Source organism: Streptomyces lushanensis (assembly GCF_001700515.1).
Classification (GTDB): domain Bacteria; phylum Actinomycetota; class Actinomycetes; order Streptomycetales; family Streptomycetaceae; genus Streptomyces; species Streptomyces lushanensis.
Window position 1 is genome coordinate 17,443 of sequence record NZ_MAUD01000282.1, and the last position, 11,781, is coordinate 29,223.

Below are 11,781 nucleotides of genomic sequence, written 5' to 3' on the forward strand. Positions count from 1 at the left end.
TGCTCGCGCTGCTGGTCGCCCTGCTCGGCGCGGGCGGGCCCGGGTTCGTGCCCGTGGCGCGGGCCGCGTCACTCACCGAAGTCACCGGCTTCGGTTCGAACCCGGGAAACCTGCGGATGTTCCGCTATGTGCCGGACGGTCTGCCCGCGGGCCGCCCGCTTGTCGTGGCGATGCACGGCTGCACCCAGTCGGCCGCCGCGTACGACACGGAGACCGGCTGGACCAAGTGGGCCGACCAGTGGGGCTTCGCGCTGGTCCTGCCGCAGCAGCAGTCGGGGAACAATCTCAACTCCTGCTTCAACTGGTTCGAGTCCGGGGACATCGGGCGGGGCGCGGGCGAGGCCCTGTCGATCAAGCAGATGACCGACCGGATGAAGACCGATCTGGGCAGTGACCCGGCGCGGGTGTACGCGACCGGGCTCTCCGCGGGGGCCGCGATGACCAATGTCGTACTCGCCGCCTATCCGGATGTCTTCGCCGCAGGAGCGCCGGTGGCGGGACTGCCCTACGCCTGCGCGACCAGTGTGCCGGCCGCCTACACCTGTATGAGTCCGGGCACGAATCTGACACCGGCCGCCTGGGCGGACAAGGTCCGTGGCGCGTACCCCGGTTACACCGGGCGCAGGCCGTCCGTCTCGGTCTGGCAGGGCAGCAGTGACACGACCGTGGTCCCCGCGAACATGAGGGAGACCGTGGAGCAGTGGACCGCCGTCCACGGCACGGACGCCACGGCCGACACCACCGACACCGTCGCCGGCCATCCGCACGCGGTGTACCGCGACGGCGCGGGACGGGCCGTGGTGGAGACGTACTCGCTGACCGGTATGGGACACGGCCAGCCGGTCGACCCGGGCACGGGAGCGGAGCAGTGCGGCACCGCGGGCGCGTACATCCTCGACGTGAACCTCTGTGCCTCGTACCGCATCGGACAGTTCTGGGGTCTGGACGGCGGCGGCGGAACGCCCGGGGACCCGGGAGAGCCCGGTGGGGAAGAGCCGCCGAGTACCGCGGTGTTTCCGAGCCTCGCCTCGGACGACGGCTATGTGAAGGCGTCGGCGAGCGGCGGCGGTCCCGCCGTCGGCACACTCGAAGGCAGCCTCGGGGTGGCGGTCGGCCGGGGGACGGACGGGCTGCACAACCGTGCGCTCCTCTCGTTCGACACCTCGTCCCTGCCGGACGGCGCGACGGTGAAGCGGGCGTATGTGACGGTGGCGCGCGCCAGTGGCAGCGGTGATCCGTGGGCGGCGGGCAACCGGCTGGTGCTGGACATCAGGACCGGTTGCTTCGGTGCCACCTGCGCGACGGGTGCGGACGACTGGGCCGCCGCGGCCTCGGTGAGTGAGGCGGCGGCGTTCGGTGCCTTCTCCTCGGGGACGAAGGCGTCGGGCGACTTCACCGCGATGAACCGTACGGGCGTCACCCAGGCGCGGCTGCGGCTGGTCAACGCGCCGGCGTCGACGGCGTACGTCTTCCTGAGGTCGGGAGCGGACGCGACGCTGACGGTGGAGTGGGAGTAGCGGTCAACACGCCACACCCGCACCACACTGCATCACGCAACGCGACAACGCACGCTCAGCACGGCACAGCACAGCACAGCACCAAGCGCGCGGTGGCGCGGCCGAGGCGACACTCCGGCCGCGTCACCGCGGATCAGCGATCGACCAGTTCCATGTAGCGGTCCCAGTTCCAGTACCGCCCGGGGTCGGTGTGCGTGGCGCCCGGGACCTCGCTGTGCGCGATGATGTGCCCGCGGTCCTTCGGCAGGCCGTACCGGTCGCAGACTGCGGCGGTCAGCGCCGCGGACGACTCGTAGAGCGCGTCGGTGAAGAACTCGGGCCGGTCCACCCAGCCCTCGTGCTCGATCCCGACACTGCGGGTGTTGTAGTCCCAGTTGCCCGCGTGCCAGGCGATGTCCTTCTCCCGCACGAACTGGCCGACGTATCCGTCCGCCGAGGCGACCATGTAGTGCGCGGAGACCTTCTTGGCCGGGTTCTGGAAGATCTTCCTGGCGTTCTGGAAGGACACCTGGGTCACATGGATGATGACGAACTCGACCGGATACGCCGAAGGACGGCTGGACACGGTGTAGTTGGAGGTGCTGGCCGGAATCCAGTCCGGGAAGGGACGGACGACACCGCGCCGTTCACCGGCCCGCGCGACGGCGGAGGCCGTCGCGACCGCGAGGGACGTGGCACCGAGATACGCGCCGGCGCGCAGCAACGTCCGGCGCGACGGGCCGGATACGTCGGTTTCCATGGGGAGCTCCCGTGTCTTCCATAGCCGTGCGGGTGGTGACGCGCGTAGCGCCGTCGATCCCATGCGCCCGTCGAAGAGCGGGCGTTGACGGTGCGTGCAGCGTACCCGGACTTCGCAGGACCGTCCCTCCACCGACACGCACATCACCCGTTCGGGGAAGACCATCCGTCCGCGCGGAAGAACTCGGCGGGCGCCCGCGTTTGGCACGGCCTCCAAGCGCGTGCCCGTCGTGGTGGTACGCGCGCCCAGGGCCTACGGCCAGTCGCCCCGGCCCGACAGTGCGAGGATCAGCGCGGCGATGTTCCACGCGTCGTCGTCACCGCGGTGGTGCCGGCCTTCCAGCGGGAGTCCCGCGATGCACAGCGCCTGGGCCATACCGGGCCGCTCGCGCAGTCCGTGTGCCGCCGTGAAGACCAGCTTGGCATTGGTGTGCCGCTGCCCGAAGGGATACGTGGCACTGCTGGTCCGGCACTGCCGGGCGAACTGGCGCCGGTCGTACTCGCCCCAACTCGCCCAGGGGCGCAGACCGGCCGAATGCTCTACCGCGAGCAGACGACAGGCCTCGGTGAAGCCGAGGCCTGTGTCCACTTCGGCCTGGGTCAGGCCGGTCAGCTCGGTACAGAAGTCACTGACCTCGGACCGCACGGGCCGCACGAGAATACGGTGCCGCTCGATCCGCTCCCCCGCGTCGAGGTCGACGACGGTCAGTCCGATCTCGATGATCTCGCTGACCGCGCCGACCGGAGGCGTCCCGTCCCAGCAAGTGGCCTCCACGTCAACGACGTTCAGCAGTCCCCCGGTGCCGCGCATGCCGTCAATCGTAGAGGGAGTTTCACCTGTCGGTCACCTCATTTCGCCTGAGTGGGCCCAAGTCGGCTCTCGTGTGTGGGCCCGAGCCGGGGCTCCTCCGTGGTGCCGAACCGGCGTTTGCCACTTTTCATCGCCGCGGCCGCGCAGAGCAGACCGAGCAGGAAGGTGAGGGCGCCGATGACGACATTGCTCCAGATGATGCCCTTGTCGGGACCGATGGTGTTGCCCACGACCCAGGGAGACACGATCAGCCACACTCCCAGGAGGCACATGGCCCAGCTGAGCCCGTACATCCTGGCCGGCGCCCTGGTGAAGCCGAGTGCCAGCACGACGATCGCGATGCCGATGATCAGGTTGTGGACCGCCAGCGACCTCTGTGTGTTCGAGAAGTGCAGGATCCACGGTGACAGCGCGCAGTACAGACCGACGAGAAACACCGGTCCGTCCACGAGTGCCACATCGCGCCCACCGAGCATGCGCGCGTAACGCTCCTGCATCTCGGGGACATCGGGATGACCGGCAAGGTCCCCCCTCGCATGTGAGACGTCGGCCATACGACTCGCCTCCTTCGTTCGCCGCAAGTCTGACCGCGATGCGCGACACCGGGTCGCGCCCAGTCCATTCTGCGCGCTTTGTCGGATTTTGTTAAACGCAAGCGTGCGTGCGCACGCAAGGTAGCGCGGCGGTGGCGGTGAGTCGCGCCCGCCACCGCGCGCACCATCGGGCCCGCACGTCAACTCCGCCGGTTCCAGGGTCACTTCGCCCCGGAGGCCCGATGGAAGTGCGGGTACGGGCCGCGGCCCGCGGTCCGACGGCAGGCGGCAGGCGGGAGGCGGCAGGCGGGAGGCGGGAGGCGGCAGGCGGGAGGCGGGAATGCGCCGATGCCCCCGGAAGCCGGCCGGGCGATCTGCGCGGGTAGCCGCGACCTGTTGCGCGGACCCCTGCGTCGACCTGCGTATCGCGGTGTCCCGGGCTCGTGGCCGGGTGGGCGGCACCCGCACGCCGTCCGCCCTATCGGGTGAAAGTCAGGGCGCGGCGGCTGACGGAGGAGGCGCCGGAACCGATGACCGGGTTCGCCGCCGGGGCCCGGAAATGACGCGCCCCCGCCCTGTTCGCCGCCGGTCCGCACGACGCGCCCGGGAGGAAGCGGTCGCGCCGCGCCGGTGAAAGCAACGCCATGCTGCTTGCCGAGTCCCCACCCCAGGCGTTGACCGGAGGAACGTTGCAGTGACGACGACAGGCACGGAAGAGTCGGCCGAGGCCGAGGACGCCTATGAGAACGAGGTGCCGGTACGGCGCAAGCATCCGGGCAGTGTCATCGTCGGATGGCTGACCACCACCGATCACAAGACGATCGGCACGCTCTATCTGGTCACGTCGTTCGGATTCTTCATCATGGGTGGGGTGCTGGCGCTCTTCATGCGCGCCGAACTGGCCCGTCCCGGCATCCAGATCATCTCGCACGAGCAGTTCAACCAGGCGTTCACGGTGCACGGCACGATCATGCTCCTGATGTTCGCGACCCCGCTGTTCGCCGGATTCACGAACTGGATCATGCCGCTCCAGATCGGCGCGCCCGATGTCGCCTTCCCCCGGCTGAACATCCTGGCGTACTGGCTCTATCTCTTCGGCTCGCTCATCGTGGTGGCGGGATTCCTCACACCCAACGGCGCCGCGGACTTCGGGTGGTTCGCCTACTCCCCGCTCACCGACGGAGTCCACTCGCCGGGTGTCGGGGGTGATCTGTGGATCATGGGGCTGGCCTTCTCCGGCTTCGGTACGATCCTCGGCTCGGTCAACTTCATCACCACGATCATCTGCATGCGCGCGCCCGGCATGACGATGTTCCGGATGCCGATCTTCACCTGGAACGTCCTGCTGACCGCCGTGCTGGTGCTGTTCGCCTTTCCCGTGCTGGCCGCCGCGCTGCTCGCCCTGGAGGCGGACCGTAAGTTCGGCGCGCACGTCTTCGACGCGGCCAACGGCGGCGCGCTGCTGTGGCAGCACCTCTTCTGGTTCTTCGGCCATCCGGAGGTGTACATCATCGCCCTGCCGTTCTTCGGCATCGTGACCGAGATCCTGCCCGTCTTCAGCCGCAAGCCGGTCTTCGGCTACATCGGTCTGGTGGGCGCGACCATCGCGATCGCGGGTCTGTCCATCACGGTGTGGGCGCACCACATGTTCGTGACCGGTGGTGTGCTGCTGCCGTTCTTCTCGTTCATGTCCTTCCTGATCGCGGTGCCGACCGGTGTGAAGTTCTTCAACTGGATCGGCACCATGTGGCACGGCTCGCTCTCCTTCGAGACACCGATGCTCTGGTCGATCGGTTTTCTCGTCACCTTCCTCTTCGGCGGCCTCACGGGTGTTCTGCTGGCCTCACCGCCGCTGGACTTCCATGTCTCCGACTCGTACTTCGTGGTCGCGCACTTCCACTACGTCGTCTTCGGCACCGTGGTGTTCGCGATGTTCGCCGGATTCCACTTCTGGTGGCCGAAGTTCACCGGCAAGATGCTGGACGAGCGGCTCGGGAGGATCACCTTCTGGACGCTCTTCGTCGGCTTCCACGGCACCTTCCTCGTCCAGCACTGGCTGGGCGCCGAGGGCATGCCCCGCCGTTACGCCGACTACCTCGCCTCCGACGGATTCACCATGCTCAACACCGTCTCCTCCATCGCCTCGTTCGTCCTCGGACTGTCGATGCTGCCGTTCTTCTACAACGTGTGGAAGACCTCCAAGTACGGCAAGAAGATCGAAGAGGACGACCCGTGGGGGTACGCGCGCTCCCTGGAGTGGGCGACGTCCTGCCCGCCGCCGCGGCACAACTTCCACACCCTGCCGAAGATCCGCTCGGAGTCCCCGGCGTTCGATCTGCACTATCCGGCCATCCGGACGCTGGACGAGGCCAGGAACCGGCACGCGGGCGCCACGACCGCGCCGCCCGGGGACGACCAGCGGTGAGAACGAGCGCCGGGCCGGCGGTATGAGGCCGTACCGGAGCGGGGAGGAACGCGTGGAGCCCGGCCAGGACAGCGCCCGCGGCCTTGTGCGCCTCGAAGGCCATCTCCTGTGGAATGCCGAGGTCGCGGACGCCCGTGCCCGGGCATCACGCTTCTCCGAGCGGTTGCCCTGGCTGACGACGCCCCAGCGCGAAGAGGTGGAACGCGCCTATGTCGCCGACCGGTTGGCCCTCTCCCGGGCGACGCTCGTCCATGTCTCGGAGCGCGCCGCCGAACTGCGTGAGGAGTACGCGGGGTGCTACGAGCGGCTCAGAACACGCTGTGTCGCGGCGGCCGTCGTGGCGGTGGGCGCGGCGAGCGGTGCCTGCGCGGCGGTGACGCTCCTGGCCCGATGACGGCGACGAACGGCAGGTACGGACGGCGGATACGGACCGCGGAGAGCGACGGAGAGCGACGGACAGAGGCGACACCTACGGCTGCCGGGCGGGGCTGTCGGCGTGGGCGGTGCGGCGGGACGGCGCGGGAGCGGCAGAATCGAGCCATCGCACCTGGGAAGGAGCACCACCATGGCAACGCCTCTGACCGCCGCGAAACTCCTCGAGGTCCTCCGCGACGAGGGCCTGAAAGTGGTCGAGCACCGGAGCTGGCGTACGCACAACCGCAATCACAAGGGTCCATGGGGACCTCTGCACGGAGTGATGATCCATCACACCGTCACCTCGGGCACCGAGAGCTCCGTCGAGCTCTGCTACAACGGCCACTCGGCGCTGCCGGGCCCGCTCTGCCACGGCGTGATCGCCAAGGACGGTTCGGTCCATCTCGTCGGCAACGGACGGGCCAACCACGCCGGGCTCGGCGACGACGAGGTCCTGCGCGCGGTGATCGCCGAGTCGGCGCTGCCCGCCGACAACGAGGCCAACACCGACGGCAACCAGCACTTCTACGGCTTCGAGGCCGTCAACCTCGGCGACGGCGAGGACCCCTGGCCGGCCGCCCAGCTGGAGGCGATCGAGAAGGCCGCCGCGGCCATCTGCCGTGCGCACGGCTGGAGTCACCGCTCCGTCATAGGACACAAGGAGTGGCAGCCGGGGAAGGTGGATCCGCGCGGCTTCACCATGGAATCCATGCGCGAACGCGTCAAGGACCGGCTCGCCGCCGTGCCCACCACTCCTTCCAGGCCGCCGGCCCAGAAGCCGCCGAAGCCGAAGCCCCCGGCGGCCCACGAACCGTTCCCCGGCGCCGCCTTCTTCGCGGCCGGCCGGCGCAGCGCGATCATCACCGCGATGGGCAGGCGGCTGGTGGCGGAGGGCTGCGGACGGTACGAGGTCGGGCCGGGACCGGCCTGGTCGGACGCCGACCGCGCGTCGTACGCCGCCTGGCAGCGCAAGCTCGGCTACACGGGCAGCGCAGCCGACGGCACGCCCGGCCGGACGAGCTGGGACAAGCTGAAGGTGCCCAACGTCTGATCCACCGGCCCGGCGCCCGGACACGATCCGCCGCACCCTGCCCGCAGGCACGGCGAAAGGGTGTGGCGGATCGTTCCCTCCCGACCTCGAACAGCCTCCCGGGGCCTCACAGCCGCTCAGGCGGCGTCAGGCCGCTCAGGCCGACGGGATACGGGTGAACCGGCCCGCGATACGCAGGTCCGCCTCGATCGCCTCGGCCGTGGCGCGCAGTTCGGGCAGCACCTCCCGCAGACAGCGCTCGACGCTGCGGCGGCTGCTGTGCATGGCGACATTGACCGCGGCCACCGCGCGTCCCGTACGGTCGCGCACCGGTACGGCGAGAGAGCGCAGCCCTTCCTCCAACTCCTCGTCGACCAGCGCGTATCCCTCGCGTTCCACCCGCTCCAGCAGTGCGGCCAGCTCAGCGGCGTCGGTGACCGTCCGCGGGGTCAGGGCCAGTGGTTCGGTGCGGGCGAGCCGGGCGAGCCGCTCCGCGGGCGCCAGATCTGCCAGCAGTACCCGGCCCATCGAGGCCGCGTAGGCCGGAAAGCGGGTGCCCGGCGTGATGGTGACGCTCATGACCCGTCCGGCGGCGACACGGGCCGTGTACTGGATGTCGTCGCCGGTGAGCACCGCCAGCGACGCGGAGTCGTGCACCTTCTTGACGAGCGTGACGAGATGCGGTTCGGCGATGTCGGGCAGGGTGATGCGGGAGAGCGGCGGACAGCCGAGTGCCAGCACGCGCGGGGTCAGCCGGAAGGTCCGGTCCCGCGAGCCGACACAGCCGAGATGTTCGAAGGTGATCAGGGCGCGCCGGGCGGTCGCCCTGGCGAGCCCGGTGGCCTCGGCGACGGCGGAGAGCGTCAGCTCCGCCCGGCCCTCGCCGAAGGCGGTCAGTACGGTGAGGCCCCGGGCCAGGGACTCCAAGAAATCCGCGCCGAGCCGCTGTTTGGAGGCGGAGGTCCAGTCGGCGAGCCCGGCCGGAGCGGCGGCCGGCACCGTAGGGGCCTCGCGCAGTTCCCGTTCCATGGCGGCCACAGCCTCGCGCACCCGGGGCAGCAGCGTCCGGCGCAGCGAGTCGGCGCTGTGCCGGCTGGTGTGGCTGACCGCGCTGACGGCGCACAGGACATGGCCGTCCGGTCCGCGTACCGGCACGGCGAGCGCGATCAGCCCCGGCTCGATGAGCTGGTCGTCCAGCGCCCAGCCCCGCTCGGCGGCCCGCTCCGTGCGCGCCGCGAAGCCGGCCTCGCCGTCGTCAGGACCGTCACCGCCGGAACCGCCGTCGTCAGGACCGGCGCTGTCGCGGTCGGCGCCGCCGCGACCGTCGGCCTCGGCCCCGCGCGGCGGCACGGCGGGAAATCCGCGGTCCTCGGGATCGGCCGCCCGGCGCTCGCGCCACCGTACCCATGCGCGCTCGTCCCAGCCGGCGGCGAACAGCGGCCCGGGGGCGGTGCGTTCGGCCGGCAGCAGATCGCCGATACGGAAGGTCAGCGACATGGCGCGGCGCCGCGTCGTCTGGTGCACGAAGCGGATCCCGTCGCGGTCGGGCACGGCCAGCGAGACCGACTCGTCCAGTTCCTCGGCAAGCTGTGCGGCGAGCGGTCCGAGGAGCCGGGGAAGGCGGAGGGAGGCCAGATAGGCGTTGCCCAGCTCCATCAGACGGGGAGTGAGGACGGCGGAGTGACCGTCCATCCGGAGATATCCCATGCGCGCGAGCGTGGCGGCGATCCGGTCGACGGTGGAGCGGGCGAGACCGGTCGTACGGACGAGCTCACTCAGGCTCGTCCGGCCGCCCGCGTCACTGATCTCCCGCAGTACGGCGATCCCGCGCATCAGCGGGCCCACCGCCTCGCTGGGCACGGCGGCCTCGACGGCCACGGCGGAATCTGTGGGCACGGCAGAATCTGTGGGCACGGCGGACTCGCCGGGCGTCATGACGGTCATCGGCTCATCGGCTCCCCGGTACGGAAACGGCGGTACTCACCCGCTGGACGCCGACACGCGTGCCAGATACACGCACACCCGGGGCGGGACAGACAGTGAACTGTAGTTCATTCGACGAACGGCCGACGGTGCGACCGGCGAGGGGCGGCCCGGCGCCGGGTCGAGCGGCCCGACCGGCCCGACCGGACACCTGTCTGCGCCACAAACCGCACGCGCGCCATCACTCGGAGCGAGCAGATTTGGTGGTGGCGCCGCGCATTCCGGGGCGAGGCGGGCAAGACTGCCTGCGTTTTACCGAACCCGACCCAAGGAGTGTTTGCATGCGGTCCATCGCAAGAGGTCTGGCGCTCACGGCCACCGCACTGGCGTTCACCACGCTGCCCGGCACCGGCGCGGCGAGCGCGGCACAGATCGGCGCGGAGAGTCTGTACGCGCCGTCCGCCCTGGTGCTCGGCATCACCGCCGGGGACAGCGCCACGTCCGGTACGGTGCTGCGCGCCGTGACACTGAACTGCGCGCCCACGTCATCGGGCACGCATCCGGACGCGAGCGGCGCCTGTGCGGAACTCCGCGCCACCCGGGCCCAGTTGGACACGATCACCACACGGGGCTCACGTGCCGTGTGCAGCAAGGAGTGGAACCCGGTGACCGTGACGGCGGAAGGCGTCTGGGAGGGCAAGCGCTTCTCGTACGCCCACACCTTCGGCAATCCGTGCGCCAAGGACAGCGGAAGCGGCTCGGTCTTCGCCTTCTGACCCCATCCGACCGAAGGTCCGGAGCCGGACACCCGGCCGCGACGCGCTCCCGCCCCCGTACCGCCGACCGGGTGGCGGGAGCCGCCGCGAGCGGGCCGCCGCGGTCCGGCGCTTTGGGCACTCTTGACCGGCTCATGTCATGCCCTCAGGATGACCCCGGACGGCCCGACTTCACTCGACCCGCACAGGGCGCGTCGCAGCAGCACCCCCCACGACTCCACATCCGGGAGACTTCATGCGGCTCCGAACACGCGCAAGCGGCAGCACCGGCCGCAGACGGACAGCGACCCTGGCCGCCCTGCTGACCCTGGCCCTTGGCGTCACCGCCACGGCCACCAACGCCGATTCCACTCCTCCGTCCGCCGCCGCCGAGGCCAAGACGGCCGACGAGGAGATCCGGCAGTACGAGATCCAGATGCACGCCACCTCCGCGACCCGTACCGCGCTCGCCAGGACCGGTGTGACGATCGACGAGTCGGACAGCGAGAGCGTGGTCGTCTCCGCCGATCCGGCTCAGGCGAAGAAGCTTCGCGCGCTCGGCTACGAGCCCACACCGCTGGGCGCCGTCCCCGACCGCACTCTGAACGGTGTCGTCGAGCCGTTCGACTTCCCCTCCGCGGACTCCAGGTACCACAACTACGCGGAGATGACGAGCGAGATCAGCACTGTCGTCGCGGCCTACCCCAACCTGGTGAGCCAGCGGGTGATCGGCACCTCGTACCAGGGCCGGAACATCGTCGCCCTCAAGATCAGCGACAATGTCGCCACCGACGAGAACGAGCCCGAGGTCCTCTTCACCCACCATCAGCACGCGCGTGAGCACCTCACCGTGGAGATGGCGCTGTATCTGCTCAAGGAGCTGACCTCCGACTACGGCACCGACTCGCGGGTGACCAGCCTGGTCAACAGCCGTGAGATCTGGATCGTCCCGGACCTCAACCCGGACGGCGGCGAGTACGACGTCGCCACCGGCTCGTACCGGAGCTGGCGCAAGAACCGCCAGCCCAACTCGGGCTCCAGCGCGATCGGTACGGACCTGAACCGCAACTGGGCCTACCGGTGGGGCTGCTGCGGCGGCTCCTCCAGCAGCCCGTCCTCGGACACCTACCGGGGCAGCGCCGGTGAGTCCGCGCCCGAGGTGAAGGTCGTGGCGAACTTCGTGCGCAGCCGGGTCATCGGCGGTGTCCAGCAGATCAAGGCCGGGATCGACTTCCACACCTACAGCGAACTGGTGCTCTGGCCCTTCGGCTACACCACCGCGGACACCACGACCGGTATGACGGTGGACGACCGCAACGCCTTCGCGACCGTCGGCCAGAAGATGGCCGCGAGCAACGGCTACACGCCCGAGCAGGCCAGTGATCTCTACATCACGGACGGCTCGATCGACGACTGGCTGTGGGGCACGTACAAGATCTTCTCGTACACCTTCGAGATGTATCCGTCGTCGAGTTCGGGCGGCGGCTTCTACCCTCCGGACGAGGTGATCGACCGCGAGACGAGCAGGAACCGGGACGCGGTCTTCCAGCTCCTGGAGAACGCGGACTGCATGTACCGCTCCATCGGCAAGCAGGCCCAGTACTGCTGACCTGATCCGACGCGGAAGGGGCGCCC

General features: G+C 69.9%; 9 protein-coding genes and 1 pseudogene. 6 read left to right on the forward strand and 4 right to left on the reverse strand.

Going from position 1 to position 11,781, the window contains the following annotated elements:
• The first annotated feature begins 11 nt into the window (after nt 1-11).
• Entirely contained in the window at nt 12-1,517 is a 1,506-nt protein-coding gene (locus tag BFF77_RS22305) for an extracellular catalytic domain type 1 short-chain-length polyhydroxyalkanoate depolymerase (protein WP_066952710.1), read from the forward strand.
• Nucleotides 1,518-1,650: 133 nt separating this feature from the next.
• Here BFF77_RS22305 and BFF77_RS22310 read toward each other — a convergent pair whose 3' ends face one another.
• From BFF77_RS22310 to BFF77_RS22320, 3 genes and pseudogenes are all read right to left on the reverse strand, one after another.
• A complete protein-coding gene (locus tag BFF77_RS22310) occupies nt 1,651-2,256 on the reverse strand; it encodes an N-acetylmuramoyl-L-alanine amidase (protein ID WP_066952694.1) in 606 nt (201 codons plus the stop codon).
• A 252-nt stretch (nt 2,257-2,508) separates the two neighbouring features.
• Nucleotides 2,509-3,066, reverse strand: a complete 558-nt coding sequence (locus BFF77_RS22315; RefSeq protein ID WP_066952696.1) for a 3'-5' exonuclease — start codon at nt 3,064-3,066, stop codon at nt 2,509-2,511.
• 110 nt (nt 3,067-3,176) lie between these two features.
• Nucleotides 3,177-3,620 (reverse strand): annotated as a pseudogene (locus tag BFF77_RS22320) (SPW repeat protein); the annotation flags it as partial.
• Between the two features lie 673 nt (nt 3,621-4,293).
• Here BFF77_RS22320 and ctaD point away from each other — a divergent pair.
• The 3 genes from ctaD (at nt 4,294) to BFF77_RS22335 (ending at nt 7,489) form a co-directional block, all read left to right on the forward strand.
• Nucleotides 4,294-6,024 carry an aa3-type cytochrome oxidase subunit I gene (gene ctaD, locus BFF77_RS22325; protein ID WP_066952699.1) on the forward strand — a complete coding sequence of 577 codons (1,731 nt, stop codon included), beginning with the start codon at nt 4,294-4,296 and terminating at the stop codon, nt 6,022-6,024.
• Nucleotides 6,025-6,076: 52 nt separating this feature from the next.
• The gene (locus tag BFF77_RS22330; protein WP_066952701.1) at nt 6,077-6,418 is read left to right on the forward strand and encodes a hypothetical protein; all 342 of its coding nucleotides are present in this window, start codon (nt 6,077-6,079) and stop codon (nt 6,416-6,418) included.
• 171 nt (nt 6,419-6,589) lie between these two features.
• Nucleotides 6,590-7,489, forward strand: coding sequence for a peptidoglycan-binding protein (locus BFF77_RS22335; RefSeq protein WP_066952703.1), 900 nt, complete (start codon nt 6,590-6,592; stop codon nt 7,487-7,489).
• A gap of 135 nt (nt 7,490-7,624) precedes the next feature.
• Here the strand turns inward: BFF77_RS22335 and BFF77_RS22340 are convergent, their stop codons facing one another.
• Nucleotides 7,625-9,412: an IclR family transcriptional regulator domain-containing protein gene (locus tag BFF77_RS22340; protein WP_169922708.1), complete on the reverse strand. Its 1,788-nt coding sequence runs from the start codon at nt 9,410-9,412 to the stop codon at nt 7,625-7,627.
• Nucleotides 9,413-9,732: 320 nt separating this feature from the next.
• On the opposite strand from BFF77_RS22340, the gene BFF77_RS22345 reads away from it, so the two are divergent.
• Nucleotides 9,733-10,167: an SSI family serine proteinase inhibitor gene (locus BFF77_RS22345; protein ID WP_066952705.1), complete on the forward strand. Its 435-nt coding sequence runs from the start codon at nt 9,733-9,735 to the stop codon at nt 10,165-10,167.
• Nucleotides 10,168-10,402: 235 nt separating this feature from the next.
• The gene (locus BFF77_RS22350; protein ID WP_066952706.1) at nt 10,403-11,755 is read left to right on the forward strand and encodes a M14 family metallopeptidase; all 1,353 of its coding nucleotides are present in this window, start codon (nt 10,403-10,405) and stop codon (nt 11,753-11,755) included.
• Nucleotides 11,756-11,781: the final 26 nt, after the last annotated feature.